Origin of the sequence: Sessilibacter corallicola, from assembly GCF_021290925.1 — a bacterium.
In the GTDB taxonomy this organism is placed as follows: Bacteria; Pseudomonadota; Gammaproteobacteria; order Pseudomonadales; family Cellvibrionaceae; genus Sessilibacter; species Sessilibacter corallicola.
On sequence record NZ_JAJSLX010000005.1, the window covers coordinates 183,047 to 204,899 of the forward strand.

The window sequence follows — 21,853 nt, forward strand, 5'->3', positions numbered from 1 at the left end:
ATTCAAAAATCTTTTACCGAATAACCAGTTATCAAAAATAATAATCAGGATTAGGCTATGAAAAAAACGTTAAAAACCCTGTTGGCAACCTCAGCTTTGGCCGTGTGTTGTGCGGCAGCGCACGCTAAACCGGTTCTTCTAAAAACGCCTATTGCGTTTAGTTCGCAGCTGCCCGCACTGGGAACGCCCATTTCCTGGGTGGCTGATCAGTTGCCCGTGGTTTCCGGTGGCGAGCTGAAAATGAAATTGTACGAGCCTGGAAAACTGGTTGCCCCACTGCAAATTTTAGACGCCGTTTCCAGCGGTAAAGTAAACTCTGGTTACGCCATTGCCGGTTACTGGTCCGGTAAAATTCCAGCTGCGGCCATTTTCTCCACCATTCCATTCGGTCCGGAAGCGCCGGAATTTATGGCGTGGATGTATTACGGTAACGGGTTGAAGCTGTATCAAAAAATGTATGACGATGCCGGTTACAACGTGCACGTTGAACCTTGCGCATTGATCAGTCCAGAAACCTCAGGCTGGTATAAAAAACCGATTAATTCTGTCGGCGATTTAAAAGGACTGAATATTCGCTTTTACGGCCTCGGTGGTGAGGTAATGCAAAAGCTGGGTGTATCGACGTCGTTGTTACCCGGAGGTGAAATCTTCGGCGCACTTGAAAAAGGCGCAATCGACGCAACAGAATTCAGCCAACCGGCAATCGATGAAAAATTAGGTTTTTATAAAGTCGCTAAGCACAATTATTTTCCGGGTTGGCACCAACAAGCGACGTTCTTCGAATTGCTTATCAACAAAAAAACCTGGGATGGCATGAGCGATCAGCAACGCGCGGTTATTTCCACAACCTGTAAAGCCTCGGTTACCAACTCAGTTGCAGAATCCGAATACATTCAGTTTGAAGCCATTAAAGCCAATACCGAACAACGTGGCGTGACGATTCACGAATGGCCGCCAGAAATGTTGGATGCCTTCCGTACCGCTTGGGATCAAGTTGTTGAAGAACAGAAAAAAGATCCTACCTTTGCCGCCGTGTATGAAGACCTTTCTACCTTCCGAGAAAATTATAAATTGTGGTCCACTCGCGCCTTTGTGCCGCGTGACTAACATTGAGTAAATCCATTAAAGGCGTCTTCGGACGCCTTTCTATCTTGTACAGTTTTATAAAAGGTGTCTCATGAATCAGTCCTCTTCCGGTGCCAATGAACCGGTGCCGTTTGCTGATCTCATCGATCGAATCATTATTCGGGTTTGCCAATCGGTTGCTTGGATATTTCTCTTATTAATGATTGTGATTTTAGCGCAAGTCACATTGCGACGAGGATTCAGTGCTGGGCTGATTATTCTTGAAGAGCTTCAATGGCATTTGTACGCCATCGGCGTTTTTATCGGTGTGGTTTACGCTCAAGCCAGAGATACCCACGTGCGCGTGGATATTTTAAGAATGCGTTTCAGCGCTACTGCCAGACATATCATTGAAATTATTGGCTTGTCAGTTTTATTAATGCCGTTTCTCTGGGTGGTGTTTTATCACGGGTTGGATTTTGTCTATCAATCGTGGCGCATCGGCGAGCGTTCCTTAGCGCCTGCGGGATTGCCGTGGCGATGGTTAATTAAGAGTTTAATTCCTTTGACGATGGGATTATTGATGATTGCAGTATTGAATCGAATAGCGCGCGAGTGTGTGTTATTGGTTCGCCAATTTAAGAAGGACGCGTGACATGGAAATCAATGAAATTCTCATCGTGGCCATGTTTGTCACGTTTATATTATTACTGTTTACAGGATTACCCGTCGCTTGGGTACTTGCCGGTGTTGGCATTTTATTCGCGTTTATTGCCTACCAATCGGATATTCACCTCGATACCATCACCGGTATTGATTTTGTGTCTGTGGGTTTGGTGGTAGACCGGACCTATAAAATCATGGACAACTGGATTCTCGTTGCGCTGCCCATGTTTATTTTTATGGGTAACTTGCTGGATAAATCCGGTGTTGCTGAAAAACTGATGAAATCCTTCCAGGAATTATTTGGCAACGTGCGTGGTGGTTTGGCCATTACCGTGGTTCTGATCGGAATTATTCTCGCGGCTTCCACGGGAATTGTTGGCGCATCCGTTGTGCTACTGGGCGTTATGTCATTACCGGCCATGCTCAATCAGGGTTACAGTAAAACCGTCACCGTCGGTACCGTAGCCAGTTCTGGAACCTTGGGCATATTAATTCCGCCGAGCATTATGTTGGTTATTATGGCCGACCAACTGGCGTTGTCGGTGGGTGATTTATTTATGGGGGCGGTGTTCCCAGGTTTAATTCTTGGTGTGCTTTATATTGTTTATATTTTGGGGTGGGGAATTATCAAGCCCGATTCCATGCCGCTGGCTAAAGACGTTAAACCCGTCACCCGCACGGTTTGTTGGAACGTGGTAAAAGCCGTAACGCCAACACTGGCTATGATATTGGCGGTACTCGGCAGTATTTTCGCCGGCATTGCAACGCCCACCGAAGCCTCCGCCGTAGGTGCAGCCGCGGCAATGGCGTTAGCTTGGCAAAACGGACGCTTGAGCATTAAAGTTATTCAAGAATGTTTACGCGATACATTAAATGTAAGTGGTTACATTTTTGCGATTTTTATTGGCGCGACCATGTTTGCACTTGTCCTGCGCGAATTGGGCGGTGATGAATACATCGAATCATTACTGACTTCACTACCGTTTGGTCCCTACGGAATTATTTTATTCATTCTGTTTATTGTCTTCCTGTTAGGCTTTATCTTGGATTGGATTGAAATAACCCTCATTATTTTACCGTTGGTGGCACCGGTTATTAGTGCGTTGGAAATTGCCATTAACGGCTACGGTGTGTTGGATAATCCAACCATGGTTTGGTTTGTAATGCTGGTTGCATTAACATTACAGACATCGTTCTTAACACCGCCGGTTGGCTTTTCACTCTTTTATCTTAAAGGTGTGTGCCCGCCAGGCGTTACTTTAGGAACTATTTATAAAGGGGTTATGCCGTTTATCCTACTGCAACTGACGGCGTTAGCACTGCTTATTGCCTTCCCAGCACTGGTCAATTGGTTCCCGGCTGTGGTTTACGGCCAGTAGCGCAGAGCGCAGAAAACTTCACCGGTGGTTGCTGGTCAAAGTAGGTAATTTAATTCAAAAAATTATATTTTAATGAAGCAAATGATCGAAACGATCAATCAATGGATTGATGCCACCCTAGAGGCCAACAGAGACAAGCAACAGTGTTGCTTGTCTCTTCCTAAGCGTGTTCACCAATTTTACGATGAAGAATTTCTCGCCAGCGCATTTTTCGTAGAAACCACCGCCATTCCAAAACCAACGTTCATTACCAATATTCCCGGTGCAGAGGAATACTTAGCGATGGATGTTCGCGGTGTTACCTACAAAAATACCTACTTTGTTCATCCCGATATTCCGCTTTCTACTCACGTTCATGAACTCGTACACGTAGCACAGTGGAAACTATTAGGCGCCGAAACATTTATTAGTGAATACATTCGAGGTGTGCAAACCTACGGTTATCGTGATTCACCGTTGGAAGACATTGCATTTACTGTTCAACAAGACTTCGAAGACGAAAACGCGAGCACGAACAAACCCTACGATGTGGTAGAGCGCGTGAATTTATTCTTACTCAAAAATAAATTAGTGTGAACAGGCCCTAGTTTAAGCGCTGTTGCTGCTCTGTCCCGTCATCACCGCGGAACCGATCAAGTGCGCAAGTCTTAGCGCCTCTGGTACATTGCCTGTATCGGTGACACGTTCTAAAATTTTTCCAGCTTGCACAGAATCACAACCCTTCACCTGATAATAAAACGCCGAGTGCTGATAGATCTCTCCAGCGTTTAAAATGGTCTGCCAGCGATTTTCAGCGTCAGCAAAATTCTCCAAAGCGTTCTTAATGGCCTTAAGATTGGGCGGTTTGCGCATAACTGCAATACACGGTTTGTTTACTGCTTGGGCGAGAGCGTCTAAATCGATGACATTAAAACCGCCAACGGCAATGCCATCGGTGAGTACAGCGTGAACTTGATTAAAAAATTTACTCTCGGTTAGAAGGTGTGCGATGACATCCGTCGCATTATGACCGTCTTTTTCAATTTGCCCCCAAAGCATGCCTTCAAAGCGCGTACCAGAACACACAATGCCAGAGATATTCACGTCTGATCCGCGTTTGTGCTGAAACGGCGCGTCGTCAAAACCGATAACTCGCAATTGTTTGTTGAGTCTTAATGCTTCATCGATAGATTTCATGGTAAGAATTATTAAACTTTAGTTATATTGAAGTAGGACGATAACATAAAGGCGAGGTTAATTATTCACACCTTAATAAGCCTTTACTGATATTTGAGCTAAAACGAACCCTCTACATAAGCAAGCGGTGATCCATAAAATAATAAAATGATGTCATGCTGATTTTCTGTGAAAAAAAGCCCATGCGGTTTTAAAATACAATTAAGGAAAACAATGGATTCCACGTAATTACGCGAGGTGAAATTTGTGACCTATTCAAAGCTAGTGATTATTTTTCTCATTGCCGTTTTATCGCTATCTGTAATAACTGCTCATTCTACCACCAAAATCACCAGTGCCCGAGGTTTGTTTTTAGACGACTTTGTCCGCCAGTGTGAACCCACCGCTGATGAAAAGCTGTGCCTGTGTTTAGGCAAAGAGATGTACGCCCAGTTTTCTCCAATCATGCGCAAAATTGCCAAAGAGACCTATCGTACTTGGCGAGCCAATAAAGCGCTCAAGTACCGAGAAGCCCATGCCATTGCTAAAGATAAGCTTTTGGATGAAACTCAGTATCGCGCGGAAACCGAATTGTTGATCAGTAAAATGCCAGAGATTTGGTCAAAGGCGTGTTTGCCGGAAGAGTTTGCCCTAGAAAAAGGGAAACCTTGATGAGATTTCGTTTTGTGGTTTTTCACTCTATCTTGGAAGGTTGTTTAAAAGCGCTGGTAAAGTTGGCTCAGCTGGTGTGAACAAAGTTGTTGCTGGGGTAAACTGAGTGGCTTAAGACGGTTGGGTCTTAGCGTTGTAAATAAACTAAAGTTGATGGATAGTTGAAAGATTCATGAAAGATAATTCCTTTATTTCGAGAGTGGCAAATCAGCAAGCCGATAAATTTAACAATTCAATTATTCAAAATATCATTTATCCACACACGGCTGTCTCTGAGGGAATTGCTCGATTAATCCAACACAAATTTGACCTATTAAATCCTACGCAAAAAATCTACGCCGAAATTACCCTACGCGAAGCCAAAAATAAAATTACTCGTTTTCAACCGAAAAGCTACGACAACGTTATTGTTAAACCTAAAGTTATTTATATCGTATTTGAGCACACCGACGATCAAAGCGATGAAATTATTCGAGGGCTTTGGTCGAATTTAGTGTCACGAGAATTCAGCGATGGCAGTGTTCATCCAGAAATTGCAACCTTATTTGGCCAACTCACGCCACCCGATATCATGTTATTGGCAAAACTGTTTTCCGGTGAGTCCCAGTTTGCGAAAGCGTTATTGTTATCGATGAAATCGGCTTATGTGCTTCGTGTTAATTCAGATGATAAAACCTTTTATCATATTCACTTGCAACAATTGGGTTTGATTGAAAGTGTTTCGGGCAATTGGCATTGCACGGTGGTGGGTAAAGAATTAATGCGATCGATCAGTTCTATCGAATTTGACGCCAATAAAAAGAAATACAATTTCCAAGAAATGTAGTTTCTTATCTACATAACAAATATAACGGATTAAAATAATAGCGCCTGTTTGTCGTAATTCATCGACAAACAGGCGTCAATTCTTACGGTAGTTTTTAATGCCGCACGCATAAAAACCAAAATTATTTTTTACGAAATAGCCGTTAACATCCAGGCGGTTTCCATACCGTCAACTTTACGTCGTTGCTTAAGGTCTTCTGCTGGTCGACTGGCTAGTTTTTTTATTGAGTAAGTGGTTTCATAACAACGCGTTAGCTCTTGGTTATCAACCGCAAACGGTGGGCCCTGTAAATGCGCTTGATTGTATTCAAAGGTCACCACTAATTGCGGTGCACCCAGCGCTAAATGCGGAATCAACTGAGTGTATTGCGTGCGTGTGTCTTTCGGAAGAGCGACGATGGCCGCGCGATCGTAAACCAAATCGATGGGGCCGAGAATTTCTGGCATTAGGTTAAATAAATCGCCAACGTAAATCTCGATATTGTCTGCTTGGTATTGGGTTAAATTATCCATCGAGGTAATTGTTGGAGTAACGCCGAGTTCTTCAAAAAGTTGTTGTACCGCTTTTTCGATCAACTCAATTCCCACCACCCGAAAGCCTGCGCGCAATAACCAAGCGATGTCGCGTGTTTTGCCGCACAAGGGTAAAAATATTCTGGCGTGTTCCGGCAAGTTAAAATCGGCGAGATGCGACTGCAAAAAGTAATTGGCTTGCGGTTCATGAAAGCCGATATCCATGTTTTCCCACTTGTTGTTCCAAAAGCTAAATTCCATCGTCAATTCCTGTTCGTGCTTGATCGTTGAATGAATGTCTTCTAGCATAAAACTTCAAGTTAACTTTAAGTCAAGTATTTGAAGTGAGGCGAGATGGATATTTCAGAAGTAGCGAAGGTGTCGGGGGTAAAAGCTTCAACACTGCGGTTTTACGAAGAAAAAGGGCTGATAAAGTCTACCGGAAGGCGTGGTATTCGGCGGCAATTCAGCGAAAAGGTTATCGATCAATTGGCGCTGATTGCCCTGGGGCAGAACGCCGGATTCAGCCTGGATGAGCTGGTTGAGATGTTCATCGAAAACCGCAACGAGCTGAATCGGGATAAACTGTTGGCAAAGGCGGAGGAATTAGACAGTAAAATCAATGAGTTAGTCGCCATGCGTGACGGATTACGACACGCTGCCGCTTGCAACGCACCCAATCATTTTGAATGCCCGACTTTTAATCGCTTGTTGGGCATCGCCGCGAAGAATCGAATTAAGCTCTCGGTTAAGCTGAATCATCAACCTCAAACGATGGCGCCAGAACGTTAAGAGGGTTCAAAAATGCCACGATAAGCGGACTTGAGCGAGCTTGGCGTCATGCCGGTCCAACGCTTGAAGGCGCGGCGAAAATTACTGCTGTCGTGAAAGCACAAGCTGGTGCTGATTTGCTCCAGAGACGTTCCTTTCAACAACAATTCAATGACCGCACGCTCGGCCTTCATTTGGTCTGACAGCGCTTGAAACGATACCCGATGCGAAGCGAGCTTGCGCTTTAACGTTGCCGGACTGGTGTCGATGTGTTCGGCGGTATCGTTGAGTGTTAATTGGTGGTTTGACCACAGAAGCTCGGCGACATAAGGCAATAGATAGCGTTTCTCACCGAGAGTATCCCGACATTGATTAATCGCCACTTGGGTGCTGATATCCATGTGATGATCATCGTTATTATTTTGCGTTTGTCGAATACGTACGCCGTTAAACGGCGACGAAAAATAACATTTACCGGCAACGTGAACGTAAAACTGATCGACATCACTGGGTGTGTTTTCCGATAAATAAAACTCAACGCGCCAATTTTTCTCCGAGCGTTTAATCAGTTGGCTAATGAGCACCAGCAGTGTTCTGTGCTGCAAGGAATTAAGCGGCAAACCGATATTACTCGAAAATAAAAGAAATCGTTCGTGTGCGTTAATGGTGTAATCACGACAATAAATGGTGGGAGACAACAATAGTGCAAACTCACCCACAAGATCGGTCCACTGTGCTAACGAATGAACGTGGTACAACGCATCTTTGAGCGGACCAATACCATTGGCTAATAATCGATGACCTAACTGAAAATAAAAATCCTGATCACGCCAAAGCTTTTGTGCGCTTTGTAACAGTTGTTGGAACTGAATGGGGTTTATTTTATGGCCGGTAAAAGGTGCGTCGCTTAAAAATAGCGAACTGCCCAAAAGCGCGGTTTCTAAATTTAACTGTCGTGCGGCCAATAAATCCAATACGCTCACGGGCTGTTGCCAGGCGGGTATCAGTTTTTCATCGAGTAGGGTAATGGTGTTTAGCATTGTTTTTTCTCGATGATCACCGCGTTAGCTTGTGCCAGAACGGCCTCGGCGGTGTTGAATTTATTAACGGAAACCTTGGCAACTCGAACCCGACAATCAATATTTTTAATGGCTAAATTGCTGAGCGCAAACGAGGTCGCGTGTGTTAATAATTGGCTTAAGGTTTCGTCGATATTTTCGGTTAAGTCGGTTGCCGGTTGCAGCAAAATAAACCGATCACCTCCGTAACGGCACACCAAGGCTCCACTCGGTGCGGTTGCAACCAGCACGTTGGCAACGCGATTTAACACCGTATCACCGGTTGAAAAACTGTAGTGTTGATTAATTTTATCGAAGCGTTCCAAATCAATCATCCACAAATCCAATTGTGTGTTGGACTCTATGGCGGAATGAATGGCTTGGCGGCAATAGTCCGCGTTGTATAAATCGGTAATAGAGTCAATGGCTTGATGATCGCGAAAATTAGCTTCACGCCGCAATTGTTGGCGATTGAGAATTTGTTGCTCTTGATGCAGCGAAATAGCCGCGAAGGTTAAAATCGTAATGCCCGCTGGAATAAATATCGACTCTAATGAATGGCCGAGCAGAGTTTCATCAAAGCGCAGTACTTCGTCTAATGCGTCTAAAAAGAAACCGAAACTGAGTACGGCAAAGCCGGTCATTAACCAGCGCGTTACCGGCCCTGGTGGGCGCCAAGCGACGGCGAAATGAAACCAAACTAAACTGATGATCCAAGTTCCACCTTCCCCGAACACATCAATCCAATCAATCTCTGCTAAGGATTTAGGCGCGCCGTGATAAAGCGCTTTTGCCGCGCACAGTACATAAGCCAGCCCCAACAGAACATAACTGGAGGTTAAGGTATTGTGTGTGATTAACGACGGTTTCGAGGTATTTATTCGAAACAGGTCAACTAAGCTCATTCGTTTTGTTACCCAATTGATAAATCCAATATTGAATTTTTATTATCGTCAAAATTAATTTGTCAGACTGAATAAGTTACGCAGTCATCAAGAATTTACACGGTTAATGACAAGCGATGGTAAACGCAATTTGTGTTAGAAAAAGGTCATATCGGCTCATTCAAGAATAAATCTGCCGAAAATACCGACGCTAACGCACAGTGGTAAAAAAACAGAAATCTAATTGTCATCTACGGTCTCTAATTTTCGCTCTAAAGAACGCCGTCAGTGCGTATCACAATGATTGGGGACTGTAGCAATGCTTCACAAAAATCTATCACTGGTTGTTAAGCCATTGGCGTTAGCCGTGGGTTTGGCGTCAACAACGTTATCGGTAAACGCACAGCAAGTGCCGCAAAACCATAACGATGAAAAAATCAGTAATGACGAGAATATCGAAACCGTTTATGTCTTGGCCGACCGTGTTGTGGTTCGCAACCATGTTGATGACACATCGCCAAAACTGATTTACGACGCGGCATACTTCCAACGATTTGAACCTATTTCGGTGGGCGATTTATTAAAGCGTGTTCCTGGTATTACTTTTAACAGTGATGTCGGCGAATACGATTTACCGCGTTTGCGCGGCCTGGATTCTCGCTACACTCAGGTATTGATTAACGGTCGGGCCATTCCCGGTTCTGCAAACGACGGCGCTATCGCGGTTGATCGTATTCCCGCAGAAATCATTGAAAATATTGAAGTCATTCGAAGTCCCAGCAGTGACATCAGCAGTGAAGGTGTTGGTGGAACGATTAATATTGTCTTGAAAGACGGCGCTGCCTATCAAGGTGGATTTTGGCGCTTAGGTGCTGTTGATACCGGTCAGACTCGCGGCAGTGGTTTTGTGGGCGTGTCTGGATCTTCCGGTCAGTTGGATTACGGCTTTTCCATCAATGCCCAAGAGCGTTATAACCCCAAGTTAAAAACGGAACGCACACTGGAAGACAACGAGCGTGAAGATCAAGTGGAAGACGATGTTCGAGACAGTACCGATTTATCGTTTAACAGTGATTTCAGCTACACCTTAAATAACGGCGACAAGACTAACCTTAATTTTTATTACATCGATACCGACCGTGAAGAAACTGAACGTACACGCGTTAACGTGTTTGAGCGCGACGATGAAAACTCTGAGTTCGAATTGTCCGAGCAAGCCGTTGAGGCGCAATTAGAAGATATTGAGCAGAAAAATTTCGCTATTTCCAGCAATTATTTACGCCAAGGTGATGTCATCACCAGTGACTTTTATCTGAGTTACCACGAGTTTGAAGAAGATAAAACCGAAACCAATACCGAAGCGGATTTCGGCGAAGCGCTAGAAATTGACGACATCGAAATTACCGATATCGACGACAGCCAATGGCGTGTTGGTGTGAAATCCACCGTTGATCACGATGCCTTTGAAACGCGTTTTGGTATTGAGGTTGAACGCCAAGAGCGCGATTTTAGTTTGGTGGTCTTCGACGACGAAGGTGAAGTGGATGACGAAAGTGATGATTTTGCTGATTTCTCTGCCGAGCAAGACAGCTTCGACGCCTTTGCACTGGCAAAATGGGATTTGACCGACGCCGTAGAAATTGAAACTGGACTGCGTTTGGAATACACCGATTTAGACATTAGCGGTTCTGATTTTTCTAGTGAGCAAACCAACAGCAACGAAAGCGATTTACAGTTAAATCCAAGCGTGCACGTGCGTTGGCATTTAACCGACGACGATCAATTCAGACTGAGCTTGGCAAAAACCGTACGTCGTCCTGAATTCGATCAATTAAACCCAGTAGCATTGACGGTGGAAGATGAAATATTCCAAGGCGATACCGGTCTTGATCCTGAAGTTTCTTGGGGGGTAGATGTCGGCTACGAGCATTTTATTCAAGATCATACTGTTATTGGTGTGAATGCTTTTTATCGTCGCGTCAGTGATTTAATTGAATTCAGCCAAACCGACATTGTTGTTGACGGTGAAGAGTTCGATTTAAGAATGCCGATTAATAACGACAACGACGGAAAAATTTACGGTGTTGAGTTCGATGTCAGTGCTCCGGCAACGTTCATCGGTTTGCCGAATTTACAGTGGAATATTAATTACACCTATTTGGATTCCGAGGTCGAAGATCCTTTCTTTGAAGGCTTGGATCGTCAATTCAGTGGTCAAGCCGATTACGTGTTTAACATTGGTTTCGAGCACGAATTGCATTCATTCGATATGAGCTATGGCTTGACTTATCAAGAGCAGGGCGACGCCGAAGAGTTTGAAGGCGAAGAAATTAACCGAATTTCCTACGATGGTAATCTAGAGCTGTTCATTGAAAAACGTTTTGCCAATGACAACTACGTTATTCGTTTGTCTGGGCAAAACTTACTGGATGCAGAAAAAGAAGAATTGATTCGCGAATTTGACGGTGTAGAGGCATTGAGAGCAGGCACTGCCGATACGGTTGAAAACGAAGTTGAAACTTCCGAGCCGTCAATTGTATTGACGTTGCGCGGTCGCTTTTAATTAAAGGATCTTTAAAACCATCAGATCTTTAAATTCATAGATGCAATTCTTTACCGTTTTGTGCAGATGACCAGCCAAGCTATTACTTTCGGTCATCTGCAATTTTTATTAGGAAGTTAGATGGGCAAATACACACTATTCATTTTAGTCTCAGCTGTAATGTCTGTAACGGCATGTCAAACATTTGAGCCGGAATCCCATACAGAGCAAGTGAATAATAAAGCGCTTGTGAACGACAATAACCAAATTGTTATCGCAGAAAACCAACAAGTTATTTACACAGCTGACAATGACATTGAAGCGATAGCATTTGATGACGATTTGATTGCTTGGAATGAAGACAACGATAATTCATTGAAATTTTCTTCCTTTAACGATCTTGTCAAAAATAAACCGGTGCGTTCACAAAGTATTTTTCATGATATTGATGTATTGTGTATGGCGCCGTTAAATGACGACATCTACGATCTATACGCCCACGATGGTGATGAATTCTTTTTTCACTATTGGTTACAAAAAGAATCTTCAGAGATCACACTGATTCGTAAAATACCCACGAATCCAGAAATACAAAGCTGTTATTTAACCAATCATCACTTGGTATTTTTCGATCCATTTTTAGGAAAACTTTCAATTGATCGAGAAATCGAAAAAGACATCGTTCTAAAGCCACACAAAAGTCATTTTAAAACGGATTCCACGGGATTAAATGCTTCTGTTACTGCAAGTGTTGAAACTGACCCCGTAAATAACCGTGGTGACGCAGCGGATGATCCTGCTATTATCGTAACGGATCAGCAAACATGGATTTTAGGCACCAATAAAAAACGCGGTTTGGCGGTATACAATATTCATGGTGAGAAAATTCACTTTATTAATCGCGGCCGATTGAATAATGTTGATGTTGTTCGCATAACTAACGACGAGTTTTTAGTTGCCGCAAGCAATCGTACGGAAAAAACAATCGACTTATTTTGGGCAAAGCCGAATCACAACGAACTTCGTTTTATCGATAAAATTCCACTTTCTTTGGCCGATCCTTACGGATTATGTATGAATAAAAATCCCCAAGGCGTCCAGATTGTTGTTGGTGATTCCGATTCTAAGCTCGACTATTGGCTGATTCGCTCTGATAGTTTTTTAGAAGGCTTCGCAAAAAAAGCCCAGCTAATGCAGCGATTTGAGTTTAGCTCACAAACGGAAGGTTGTGTGATCGACTCTGAAACCAACGCACTTTATGTTGGTGAAGAAAATAAAGGTATTTGGAAAATTGATCTCAACAATTATCAAAAAGATTTGATAGAGCCCGTAGGTGCTAGCCTTGTTGCTGACGTTGAAGGTATGGATATCTATCGGTCTGAGAACAATAAATTTCTGGTTGTTTCTAGCCAGGGCAGTGATAGCTACGTGGTTTATCAACTTGAGCCTTGGACAGAATTAACCACGTTTAACATTAAACCCAATTTTGAAATAAATATTGATGGTGTTTCTGAAACCGACGGCTTAGCGGTTTCTAATGCCGCGTTACCTGGATTTCCGGAAGGTATTTTAGTGGTGCAAGATGGTAGAAATTTAGCGCCTAAACAAAATCAGAACTTTAAAATTATCGATTGGCGCGATGTGTCAGTGTTGATAAATAAAAAATAATGACAGCTCAAATAAATGTCGGTTTACTTGAGGCCTGTAAACGAAAAGTGCACAGACCTCAGCAATGGTTTTAATCCGCAACAGACCTCAGTCAGGGACGATTCAGGTCTGTATTTTTATGACGTATTTTTACGTTAATAAGAATGATTTTTATTTCATGCTTTCTATTTTTTAATATTTATAAATCGTTCCGCCCTTCATTACAAAGTCCACATCCAGTAATTCTTCAATATTTTCCAGTGGCGAATTATCCATAGCAATAATATCCGCGTGCTTGCCTGATTCAATCGTGCCCAGGGTTTTTGAGCGATCAATTAAATCCGCTGCGTTAACGGTTGCACTGACTAAAATATCCATTTCACTCATGCCCGCTTGATGCATAAGTACCGCTTCCTGCGCATTAATGCCATGCTGGGATACGCCGCTGTCAGTGCCAAAAGCCACCTTAACACCGGCTTTGGATGCCTTAGCAAAATTCGATTGCATATCACCGCCAACGCGAATGGCTTTCGCTTTAATTTCTGGGCTCATAAAGTTAGATTCCATTGCTAAGCGTTTGACGGTTTCTCCGGCAAGCAATGTAGGAACGAGATAGGCGCCGGTTTTTTTGAAAAGCTTGACCGCTTTCGGTCCGGCGTAGGAGCCGTGTTCAATACTGGCAACACCCGCTTCCAAAGCCGCAACAATGCCATCTTCTTGGTGAGCGTGTGCAGCCACTTTTTTACCCATCGATTTCGCGGCAGAAACCACTTCGATTAATTCGTCATTGGTCATTTGCTGACCGGTACCCGTGGCGCGATCAGTCAGTACGCCGCCAGTAGAAGCAATCTTGATTAAATCACCACCGTATTTAATCGCTTGCCTTGCCGCACGGCGACAATCGTAGGGGCCATCGCAAATTTGTTTGGTGGTGTAATACTCCATCAAATCGTGGCGCATTCCGCTAACATCCGTATGGCCGCCCGTAATGCCAACGCCTCCGGCTGCGATAATGCGTGGTCCATCTACCCAACCGCGCTCAATAGAATCACGCAGTGCGTACATGTACTGCGGATTAGAGCCAAGATCGCGAACTGTAGTAAAGCCCGCCTGTAATGTTTTCAGCGCATAATGGGTACTGCGCATGGCCATTAATTCATCCGACATCTTAAGCGCTTCTTTATCGTTATCCGGGCCAAGCTCAAATTGCAGATGCACGTGCATATCCATTAAGCCCGGCATAACAAAGCTGTTTTTCAAATCAATTAACTTGGCATCATTAACTTCGACAAAGCCATTTTTAATCCACAAAATTTTATCGTCTTCAATAAGAACCGATTGCTCAAGCCGAGGCGCTTCGCCCGGAATCGCCAGTAACTGTCCCGCGTGAATCAGTTGTTTATCGGCACTGACAAAGCCAGAAACCAGAGTGAAAGTACAAGCGGTAATAATGTTCTTGATACTAACTGTCATGAAACCCTCGAGTGTTCAGTGATTGTTTTTATTACTGAACAGTCAACGAGTTAGAAGGGATTTGCCTCAGAGGTTGGGGGTAATGAGTACACCAAAAAGTGTGCAATGTAGTGCTCTAGATCATTATGGACTGGACCTGAAGTGAAATTAGAGTGGCTTTAACATTTTTTGTAAATATCTGAATTTACCCAACACACAATAGAATGCGGTTTTATAGGTATCATGCTTTTTTAAATTTTTTATCTCAAACCTTCAGAACAGATATACAGTGGTAACTCACTGTTAACGTATTTTACTGCCGATAAATAAGCCCGATTTCCGGAAACACAAAAATACACCAATCGTTTATAACAACTAATATCTTCTGGCAGTTGCCGCACTGAAACGCTGTTTTTCACGGGTGCGTTCTGTTGTTCTTCGTCACTTCTGCAATCAATTAACAAATCGGAGTCAGTAATTTCTTCTCGCGCTACGATACCGATGGTGTTGAATGCTGTGGGTTCTGGCGCGCTATTAAAATCCATTGTGGTAAATCGGCTTTGCCAAAAATCGGTGTTGAGGAGTTTGCCGATTAGTGCGTTTTCGGATTCGAGCAATAGCATAATAACCTGTTGCGCTTGCATGAGTGCCAGTGAACCAACGGCGGGGCCGAGTACGCCGTTGCTTGCGCAGTTGCCTGCGAATTCCGGCGGTGTTGGAAAAACAGCGCGATAACTCGGTGCGGTTTTGCAGAATATTCCCAGATAACCTTTAGTGCCGATAATGGAGGCGCTGATTAAATATTTATTATGTGCTTGGCAAGTATCGTTTAAAAGATAGATAGTTGCGAAGTTATCGGCGCAATCTAAAATAATATCGTGCTCGTTGACGAGCTGTTCTACGTTTGATGATAACAACCGCGTCTTTATTGCATTAATAGTGATGTCGCTGTTTAAGCTTTTTAAATAGTCGGCGAGAACTTCTGCTTTGTATTCGCCGATATGTTGTTCGCGATAAAATACTTGTCGATGCAGGTTGTGCTCAGCGATGGTGTCGTGATCAACAACGGTGATTTTACCAATGCCGCTACCTGCCAAATACGCTGCTGCCGGAGAGCCTAAGCCACCGGCGCCGATGATTAACACGGAGCTGTTATTTAATCGTTGCTGGCCCTGCTCACCAACTTCGGGCAACATAGTTTGGCGACTGTAGCGATTATTGGTAAAAGAATTATCCATTTACTATTAATCCGGAATAACGTTGTATTAGCGAGGCTGATTAAATAAAAATGTGTTTAACTTATCCGCCTTGAACCGGCGCGACAATTTCTATCGAACAATTATCGGTGAGAGGTGTTTGTTCACGATCGGTTTTTGCGACAAATACACCGTTTAATGCGGTAGCGATGGTGTCGCCCGTGTAGTTTTGTTCTATCAGTAATTCTGCAAGGTTTTTACTAGCGGTGATTTTTGTTTCACCATTAATGACGATGTTCATTTTATTATCCGTTTAGTGAGGAGCCTCTGACTAACCTCAAGATCACTCAGGCCAAGGAGTTTTTTTCTGATTAAGGCGTGCTTTTGAAGGTCTAACGGGTTAAATCGAAAAAGCACAACGCAGAGCAGGAAAAAACTGGCAGGCCCTGAAAGGCGCGGTCTCAAGCGCACATTTGCGGCGTTGCCGTTTTTATTAAGGCCCCACTATCTGTTATAGAAAGGGCCATTAATTGCAAACGTCGCCTTGCAACTGCACGCTTGAGATCACGCTGAGTAATTTTGAGGTTAATCAGAGGCTCCTATGACTTTGCTTGCAAACTGTTATTCAGTTCGTTAATTGCCGCTTTGTAGTCGACGGCCTCGGTTACGGCTCTTACCACGGCAATGCTTTCCACGCCGGTTTTAGCAACTGCGGGGGCGCGTTCTAAATTAATTCCGCCAATGGCGGTCATGGGATATTCTGGTTTCAGTAAATCAACCCATTCTTGCAATTGCTCCAATCCTTGTGGGGCAAAGCGCATGACTTTTGTAGGCGTGGAATAAATCGGGCCAATGGCCATGTAAGACGGTTTGATTGCATGAGCACGCGCGATTTCGTACCAGGCATGGTTGCTTACCCCTAAGCGTAAACCGGCGTTGGCGATTTGATGAATGTCGGCGGTGTCTAAATCTTCTTGGCCTAGGTGAACACCGTAAGCGCCGTATTCAATGGCGAGTTGCCAGTAATCGTTAATAAATAATTGGCCGCCGTATTTTTGTTGTGCGGCAACCGATTGCTTTACTAATTCTCGCAATGTGTCTTCGGGTAAATCTTTTACACGTAATTGTACGGTGGGCACGCCTTCGGCTAAGCATTTTTCTACCCACTCGGCACTGTCAACAACTGGATAAACACCTAAGGGTTCGGTTGTGCAACGGGAAAATGCTGGGGTTTTGTACTCTAATGGGTGCGCGTTGGCAGGCAGTATTTCTGGTAAAAATTCAATGCCGCAAGGCCAACCAGGGTGGGCGACTGCACCGGTAAAATCACCAATTGATTGTGCTTGCGAAAGCCCTTGGCTTACCACCATTTTGCCTAATACAACCGCATCAATTAATTCGTAACCGTGAGCTAATGCTGCGGCGATTGCCGATGATAATGTGCAACCGGTGCCGTGATTATTTACCGTTGCAATGCGTTTGCCTCTTAACCAATATTGTTGCTCGGCATTTTTGAAATAATCCAAGCAAACATCAGACTCCTCTAAAAAGTGGCCGCCGGTAATCAGTACTGCGCCTGCGCCCATGGCTAAGAGGTTATCCGCTGCGAGTTGAATGTCTTCAATGGTAGCGATATTTGTGTCGGTGAGTATTTCTGCTTCGCGAATATTGGGTGTGAGTAAGGTGATATTGTTGAGTAAGTTTTTAAAGTCAGCAATACCATTGTTATCCAATAACGAGCCGCCACTGGTTGCCGACATAACCGGATCACAAACCACAGGAACTGGCTGTTGATTCAACCATTGATTAACGGAATTCAAAATCTCGCTGTTGGCGAGCATGCCGATTTTAATAGCGGCGGGTTTAAGAATTTCTATCGCGTTTAATTCTGCGGTAATTTGTTCGATAGACGAAGGCGAAACTCGATGCACGCCTTGCGGATTTTGTGCGGTTAATGCCGTAATAACGCTGAGTCCGTGGACGTTAAAATTAGTGAAGGTGGCAAGATCGGCTTGAATACCGGCACCGCCGGAAGAATCTGAACCGGCGATGGTTAATGCAGTAAGCGTTTGTGATGGATTCGATAGCATAGCAGGTTTTTTACGACTGAGTTTTTAAGACTGAGTATTTATGACTGATGCCAAAAGGGGGTGCCCAAAACCGGTGTACTCGGCGACGCGGATTGGCGTTCGGGCATGGCGCCCGCTAAGAAGCTGGCTCTGCCTGCTTCCACGGCTTGTTTAAAGCCTATCGCCATTAATATGGGATCGTGAGCTTTTGCTACGGCGGTATTTAATAAAACCGCAGAGCAACCCATTTCTAACGCTTGGCAGGCGTGAGAAGGTTTACCAAGCCCGGCGTCGATAATTAAGGGTACATTGGGCAAACGCTGGCGCAGGGTTTCTAGGGAATAAGGATTCATAATACCGCGGCCGGTGCCAATGGGCGCGCCCCACGGCATTAATACTTCGCAGCCCACGTCTAATAATTTTTGGCAAAGCACTAAATCATCGGTGCAATAAGGAAATACCGCAAAGCCATCATCGGTGAGTATTTTCGCGGCTTCGACTAATTCAAAAGGATCGGGTTGTAAGTTGTAATCGTCGCCGATCACTTCTAATTTAATCCAATGGGTATTAAATATTTCTCGGCTCATTTTTGCCAAGTTAATGGCTTCTTTTGCGTTGTGACAACCCGCAGTATTGGGCAATAATTTTTTATTGAGATCGCGAATAAATTGCCACATGGATTCGCCGCCGCCATCTTCGGGGGATTGTCGACGCAGCGATACGGTAATAATTTCGGATTCGCTGGCTTTTATCGATTCTTGCATGGCATTCGGATTGGGGTACAAAGCCGTTCCCAGCAATAATCGGCTGGTCAGGGTTTCACCGTAAGCTTGCCAAGTATCGGTCATGACGGTATCTCCGTTTTTGTGCTTGTTAGCGTTGTGGCTTTTGTGGCAGTTTTAGCGCTCGATTGTTTGAAGGCAGCACCCAGTTCGTGCAAGCCAACGGGATTGAGCGGCGGCTTGTTATCAATCACTGCGAGTGTGCTATTCACAAGGGTTGGCGACAATAAATACCCGTGGCGATACAACCCGTTAACGCGTAACAAGCCCGGTGCTTTAACAATTTTGGGTAAATTATCGCTGAATGTCGGTCGGCAATGAGCACGTGCTTCCAACACTTTGGCTTCAGCAAAACCGGAGTGAACGCTGTATAGGGCAGACAATAGTTCTAGCTGCGAACGCACGGTAACGGATTCGATCGATTCACTTTCTATTTCGGTGGCACCCACAACGTAGTGGTTGTCAGATCTGGGCGAAATATAAATTTGATACCTTGGGTGCATTAATCGCACGGGTCGAGTTAAATTCACTTCCGGGGCTTTCACCCAAAGCACTTCTCCGCGAACACCACGAAAGCTTCGCAACGATTTTTTACCGCCGAATCCTCGACAATCGATAATTAAATCAAAGGCCCAGCTTTTGTCGTTCGACCAAATTAATCCGCACTGCACATCGCTGATTTCGGTTTTATCCACCAGTTCGCCACCGGCATTTTTAATGGCTTTGGCAAGGGCGCGATAAAGCTGGCGATTATCGACATAACCTTCTTGCGGAAGATAAATGCCTTGTTCAAATCGATTTAACTCCGGTTCGAGAGCGCGAATTTTTTCTTTGGTGATCCAGTGCACATGATCTTTGGGCACCTCAGAAATGGCTTGCAGGCGCTGAAAAAACCACTGTAAGTCGGCATGGTCAGAGTGATGAGCGACAACCACGCTGCCGTTAACTTTGAATTCGATGGTTTCGTTAACTTCAACCGCCAACTCGGCAATCCAGGTGCGCCATTGTTTAATCCCTGCAAGGCCGGGTCGAAAAATGGCGGGATCACAACTGGCAACTTCGCTAAAAGGCGCCAGCATTGCAGCGGCAATCCAACCGGCGGATTTATCGCCGTGGATGTCGTTATCAAATAATGTGACTTTATGACCTAGGCGCAGTAGTCGCCAGGCGAGCAAACGCCCGACGATACCCGCACCGGCGATGCCGATATTCATTATTTGGTTTCAGCCTCTAAATAAATTTCGCTGCCGCGCGCGCGGAATTCTTCGGATTTTTGTTTCATTTCGCTTTCTACATCAATCATGCGCACCGTTTGCTCTGCGACTTCAAAACCGTTTTCGGCGGCGTAGTCACGAACTTCTTGAGTGATTTTCATGGAGCAGAATTTCGGGCCACACATCGAACAGAAGTGCGCCACTTTTGCGGATTCTTTCGGCAAGGTTTCGTCGTGGAACGCTCGCGCAGTATCGGGATCTAACCCCAAATTGAATTGATCTTCCCAACGGAATTCAAAACGCGCTTTTGACAGTGCGTTATCGCGCAGCTGAGCACCGGGATGACCTTTGGCTAAATCCGCCGCGTGTGCCGCCAATTTATAGGTGATGATGCCAGTTTTAACGTCGTCTTTGTTCGGCAGTCCTAAGTGTTCTTTGGGCGTTACGTAGCAAAGCATGGCTGTGCCGTACCAGCCGATCATAGCCGCGCCAATACCAGAGGTGATGTGGTCGTAACCTGGAGCGATGTCAGTGGTTAGCGGGCCGAGTGTATAAAACGGCGCTTCCTCACAGTATTTTAATTGCTTCTCCATGTTGTCTTTGATCATGTGCATTGGCACGTGACCCGGACCTTCAATCATTACTTGTACGTCGTGTTTCCAAGCAATTTTGGTAAGTTCGCCCAAGGTTTCCAACTCGCCGTATTGTGCTTCGTCGTTGGCGTCTGCAATTGAGCCCGGACGTAGGCCATCACCCAGCGAGAAACTTACGTCGTAGGCTTTACAGATTTCACAGATTTCTTCGAAATGGGTGTAGAGGAAGTTTTCTTGGTGATGAGCCAAGCACCATTTCGCCATAATTGAACCGCCGCGCGAGACAATTCCTGTTACGCGTTTTGCCGTTAACGGTACGTAGCGCAACAGTACACCCGCGTGAATGGTAAAGTAATCCACGCCTTGTTCGGCTTGTTCAATTAAGGTGTCGCGGAAGATTTCCCAGGTCAGGTTTTCGGCGATGCCGTCGACTTTTTCCAGTGCTTGATAAATTGGAACGGTCCCTACAGGAACTGGGGAATTGCGTACAATCCACTCGCGGGTTTCGTGAATGTTTTTCCCTGTGGATAAGTCCATCATGGTGTCGGCGCCCCAACGAATGCCCCAAGTAAGCTTGGCTACTTCTTCTTCGATGGATGAACCGAGCGCTGAGTTACCGATGTTGCCGTTAATTTTCACCAAGAAATTACGGCCGATAATCATGGGCTCGATTTCTGGGTGATTGATGTTGGCTGGAATAATGGCACGACCTGCGGCAACTTCCGCGCGAACAAATTCTGGAGTGATTTCAGTTGGCGTGTTTGCGCCGAATGAATCGCCGGGGTGTTGATGACCCAAGCTGCCTTGCTCGCGTGCCTGTTGTAGGCTCATGTTTTCGCGAATGGCAATGTATTCCATTTCCGGCGTAATAATGCCCTGTCGCGCGTAGTGTAATTGCGTTACGTTTTTCCCAGCTTTTGCGCGTTTCGGTGAGCGTTTTAAATCGAATCGCAATTGATTCAGGGTTTCGTCTTCGAGGCGTTCGCGAGAGTATTCAGAGCTATTGATCGACAGAATTTCGGTATCGTTGCGCTCATCAATCCAGGCTTCGCGCAATGACGCAAGCCCCTTGCGAATGTCGATATCAACGGCCGGATCACTGTAGGGGCCGGAAGTATCGTAAACACGAACCGATGGGTTTTCCTCCATTCGGGTGCTACCGTCTTTTTGCGCAACTGGGGTGGGTGATAGGGAAATTTCCCGCATTGCGACCCGAATATCATCGCGTGAACCGGTGACATGAATTTTTTGTGACGATGGAAAACTTTCAAGTGATGCCGAATCTGCTTTTGCATCACGGCTTAGTATTTTATTGGAAAGTTGCTCACCCATAACGTTTTTTCCTCAGGCTAATAAGAATAAACGTCGGG

General features: G+C 44.9%; 20 protein-coding genes. 9 read left to right on the plus strand and 11 right to left on the minus strand.

From position 1 onward, the window contains the following. The first annotated feature begins 57 nt into the window (after window positions 1-57). From LU361_RS19300 to LU361_RS19315, 4 genes are all read left to right on the plus strand, one after another. Complete coding sequence (locus LU361_RS19300) at window positions 58-1,107, plus strand: TRAP transporter substrate-binding protein (RefSeq protein ID WP_233090804.1); 1,050 nt, start codon at window positions 58-60, stop codon at window positions 1,105-1,107. Between the two features lie 70 nt (window positions 1,108-1,177). Continuing rightward, window positions 1,178-1,720 (plus strand): TRAP transporter small permease subunit, encoded by a 543-nt coding sequence (locus LU361_RS19305; RefSeq protein WP_233090805.1) that lies wholly within the window; start codon window positions 1,178-1,180, stop codon window positions 1,718-1,720. A gap of 1 nt (window position 1,721) precedes the next feature. Then, on the plus strand, window positions 1,722-3,110 hold the full coding sequence (locus LU361_RS19310) for a TRAP transporter large permease (RefSeq protein ID WP_233090806.1): 1,389 nt from the start codon (window positions 1,722-1,724) through the stop codon (window positions 3,108-3,110). Window positions 3,111-3,191: 81 nt separating this feature from the next. Beyond that, a complete protein-coding gene (locus tag LU361_RS19315) occupies window positions 3,192-3,686 on the plus strand; it encodes a hypothetical protein (protein ID WP_233090807.1) in 495 nt (164 codons plus the stop codon). Between the two features lie 12 nt (window positions 3,687-3,698). Here the strand turns inward: LU361_RS19315 and LU361_RS19320 are convergent, their stop codons facing one another. Next, window positions 3,699-4,286, minus strand: a complete 588-nt coding sequence (locus tag LU361_RS19320) for an endonuclease dU (RefSeq protein ID WP_233090808.1) — start codon at window positions 4,284-4,286, stop codon at window positions 3,699-3,701. 246 nt (window positions 4,287-4,532) lie between these two features. Here LU361_RS19320 and LU361_RS19325 point away from each other — a divergent pair, with 246 nt between their 5' ends. Then, window positions 4,533-4,937, plus strand: a complete 405-nt coding sequence (locus LU361_RS19325; protein WP_233090809.1) for a hypothetical protein — start codon at window positions 4,533-4,535, stop codon at window positions 4,935-4,937. Between the two features lie 172 nt (window positions 4,938-5,109). After that, window positions 5,110-5,763, plus strand: coding sequence for an Abi-alpha family protein (locus tag LU361_RS19330; RefSeq protein WP_233090810.1), 654 nt, complete (start codon window positions 5,110-5,112; stop codon window positions 5,761-5,763). 128 nt (window positions 5,764-5,891) lie between these two features. Here LU361_RS19330 and tmpT read toward each other — a convergent pair whose 3' ends face one another. Then, a complete protein-coding gene (gene tmpT, locus LU361_RS19335) occupies window positions 5,892-6,536 on the minus strand; it encodes a thiopurine S-methyltransferase (RefSeq protein WP_233090811.1) in 645 nt (214 codons plus the stop codon). Window positions 6,537-6,629: 93 nt separating this feature from the next. On the opposite strand from tmpT, the gene LU361_RS19340 reads away from it, so the two are divergent. Continuing rightward, on the plus strand, window positions 6,630-7,067 hold the full coding sequence (locus LU361_RS19340) for a helix-turn-helix domain-containing protein (RefSeq protein ID WP_233090812.1): 438 nt from the start codon (window positions 6,630-6,632) through the stop codon (window positions 7,065-7,067). On the opposite strand, the gene LU361_RS19345 is transcribed toward LU361_RS19340, so the two are convergent. Together LU361_RS19345 and LU361_RS19350 are read right to left on the minus strand one after the other, a co-directional pair. Beyond that, a complete protein-coding gene (locus tag LU361_RS19345; RefSeq protein WP_233090813.1) occupies window positions 7,064-8,086 on the minus strand; it encodes a helix-turn-helix transcriptional regulator in 1,023 nt (340 codons plus the stop codon). The genes LU361_RS19340 and LU361_RS19345 overlap by 4 nt on opposite strands. Then, entirely contained in the window at window positions 8,080-9,009 is a 930-nt protein-coding gene (locus LU361_RS19350; protein WP_233090814.1) for a GGDEF domain-containing protein, read from the minus strand. Before LU361_RS19350 ends, LU361_RS19345 begins: the two co-directional genes overlap by 7 nt. Before the next feature lie 298 nt (window positions 9,010-9,307). Here LU361_RS19350 and LU361_RS19355 point away from each other — a divergent pair, with 298 nt between their 5' ends. Continuing rightward, window positions 9,308-11,551 carry a TonB-dependent receptor plug domain-containing protein gene (locus LU361_RS19355; RefSeq protein ID WP_233090815.1) on the plus strand — a complete coding sequence of 748 codons (2,244 nt, stop codon included), beginning with the start codon at window positions 9,308-9,310 and terminating at the stop codon, window positions 11,549-11,551. Between the two features lie 120 nt (window positions 11,552-11,671). Further along, a complete protein-coding gene (locus LU361_RS19360) occupies window positions 11,672-13,198 on the plus strand; it encodes a phytase (protein ID WP_233090816.1) in 1,527 nt (508 codons plus the stop codon). A 171-nt stretch (window positions 13,199-13,369) separates the two neighbouring features. On the opposite strand, the gene LU361_RS19365 is transcribed toward LU361_RS19360, so the two are convergent. The 7 genes from LU361_RS19365 to thiC all read right to left on the minus strand — a co-directional run bounded on the left by LU361_RS19365 (window position 13,370) and on the right by thiC (window position 21,815). Next, window positions 13,370-14,650, minus strand: a complete 1,281-nt coding sequence (locus tag LU361_RS19365; protein ID WP_233090817.1) for a metal-dependent hydrolase family protein — start codon at window positions 14,648-14,650, stop codon at window positions 13,370-13,372. 239 nt (window positions 14,651-14,889) lie between these two features. After that, window positions 14,890-15,867 carry a HesA/MoeB/ThiF family protein gene (locus LU361_RS19370; protein WP_233090818.1) on the minus strand — a complete coding sequence of 326 codons (978 nt, stop codon included), beginning with the start codon at window positions 15,865-15,867 and terminating at the stop codon, window positions 14,890-14,892. A 61-nt stretch (window positions 15,868-15,928) separates the two neighbouring features. After that, window positions 15,929-16,126, minus strand: a complete 198-nt coding sequence (gene thiS, locus LU361_RS19375; RefSeq protein ID WP_233090819.1) for a sulfur carrier protein ThiS — start codon at window positions 16,124-16,126, stop codon at window positions 15,929-15,931. 298 nt (window positions 16,127-16,424) lie between these two features. Continuing rightward, the gene (gene thiD / locus LU361_RS19380; RefSeq protein ID WP_233090820.1) at window positions 16,425-17,915 is read right to left on the minus strand and encodes a bifunctional hydroxymethylpyrimidine kinase/phosphomethylpyrimidine kinase; all 1,491 of its coding nucleotides are present in this window, start codon (window positions 17,913-17,915) and stop codon (window positions 16,425-16,427) included. A 38-nt stretch (window positions 17,916-17,953) separates the two neighbouring features. Next, on the minus strand, window positions 17,954-18,742 hold the full coding sequence (locus tag LU361_RS19385) for a thiazole synthase (RefSeq protein ID WP_233090821.1): 789 nt from the start codon (window positions 18,740-18,742) through the stop codon (window positions 17,954-17,956). After that, complete coding sequence (thiO, locus tag LU361_RS19390) at window positions 18,739-19,890, minus strand: glycine oxidase ThiO (protein ID WP_233090822.1); 1,152 nt, start codon at window positions 19,888-19,890, stop codon at window positions 18,739-18,741. The genes LU361_RS19385 and thiO overlap by 4 nt, the downstream gene beginning before the upstream one ends. Then, a complete protein-coding gene (gene thiC / locus LU361_RS19395; protein WP_233090823.1) occupies window positions 19,890-21,815 on the minus strand; it encodes a phosphomethylpyrimidine synthase ThiC in 1,926 nt (641 codons plus the stop codon). The genes thiO and thiC overlap by 1 nt, the downstream gene beginning before the upstream one ends. Window positions 21,816-21,853 lie beyond the last annotated feature (38 nt).

Bases quoted from the DNA above. Each gene is read 5' to 3' on its own strand.
- LU361_RS19300 (WP_233090804.1), top strand. From the start codon at position 58: ATGAAAAAAACGTTAAAAACCCTGTTGGCAACCTCAGCTTTGGCCGTG.
- LU361_RS19305 (WP_233090805.1), top strand. From the start codon at position 1,178: ATGAATCAGTCCTCTTCCGGTGCCAATGAACCGGTGCCGTTTGCTGAT.
- LU361_RS19310 (WP_233090806.1), top strand. From the start codon at position 1,722: ATGGAAATCAATGAAATTCTCATCGTGGCCATGTTTGTCACGTTTATA.
- LU361_RS19315 (WP_233090807.1), top strand. From the start codon at position 3,192: ATGATCGAAACGATCAATCAATGGATTGATGCCACCCTAGAGGCCAAC.
- LU361_RS19320 (WP_233090808.1), bottom strand. From the start codon at position 4,286: ATGAAATCTATCGATGAAGCATTAAGACTCAACAAACAATTGCGAGTT.
- LU361_RS19330 (WP_233090810.1), top strand. From the start codon at position 5,110: ATGAAAGATAATTCCTTTATTTCGAGAGTGGCAAATCAGCAAGCCGAT.
- tmpT (WP_233090811.1), bottom strand. From the start codon at position 6,536: ATGGAATTTAGCTTTTGGAACAACAAGTGGGAAAACATGGATATCGGC.
- LU361_RS19340 (WP_233090812.1), top strand. From the start codon at position 6,630: ATGGATATTTCAGAAGTAGCGAAGGTGTCGGGGGTAAAAGCTTCAACA.
- LU361_RS19345 (WP_233090813.1), bottom strand. From the start codon at position 8,086: ATGCTAAACACCATTACCCTACTCGATGAAAAACTGATACCCGCCTGG.
- LU361_RS19350 (WP_233090814.1), bottom strand. From the start codon at position 9,009: ATGAGCTTAGTTGACCTGTTTCGAATAAATACCTCGAAACCGTCGTTA.
- LU361_RS19355 (WP_233090815.1), top strand. From the start codon at position 9,308: ATGCTTCACAAAAATCTATCACTGGTTGTTAAGCCATTGGCGTTAGCC.
- LU361_RS19360 (WP_233090816.1), top strand. From the start codon at position 11,672: ATGGGCAAATACACACTATTCATTTTAGTCTCAGCTGTAATGTCTGTA.
- LU361_RS19365 (WP_233090817.1), bottom strand. From the start codon at position 14,650: ATGACAGTTAGTATCAAGAACATTATTACCGCTTGTACTTTCACTCTG.
- LU361_RS19370 (WP_233090818.1), bottom strand. From the start codon at position 15,867: ATGGATAATTCTTTTACCAATAATCGCTACAGTCGCCAAACTATGTTG.
- thiS (WP_233090819.1), bottom strand. From the start codon at position 16,126: ATGAACATCGTCATTAATGGTGAAACAAAAATCACCGCTAGTAAAAAC.
- thiD (WP_233090820.1), bottom strand. From the start codon at position 17,915: ATGCTATCGAATCCATCACAAACGCTTACTGCATTAACCATCGCCGGT.
- LU361_RS19385 (WP_233090821.1), bottom strand. From the start codon at position 18,742: ATGACCGATACTTGGCAAGCTTACGGTGAAACCCTGACCAGCCGATTA.
- thiO (WP_233090822.1), bottom strand. From the start codon at position 19,890: ATGAATATCGGCATCGCCGGTGCGGGTATCGTCGGGCGTTTGCTCGCC.
- thiC (WP_233090823.1), bottom strand. From the start codon at position 21,815: ATGGGTGAGCAACTTTCCAATAAAATACTAAGCCGTGATGCAAAAGCA.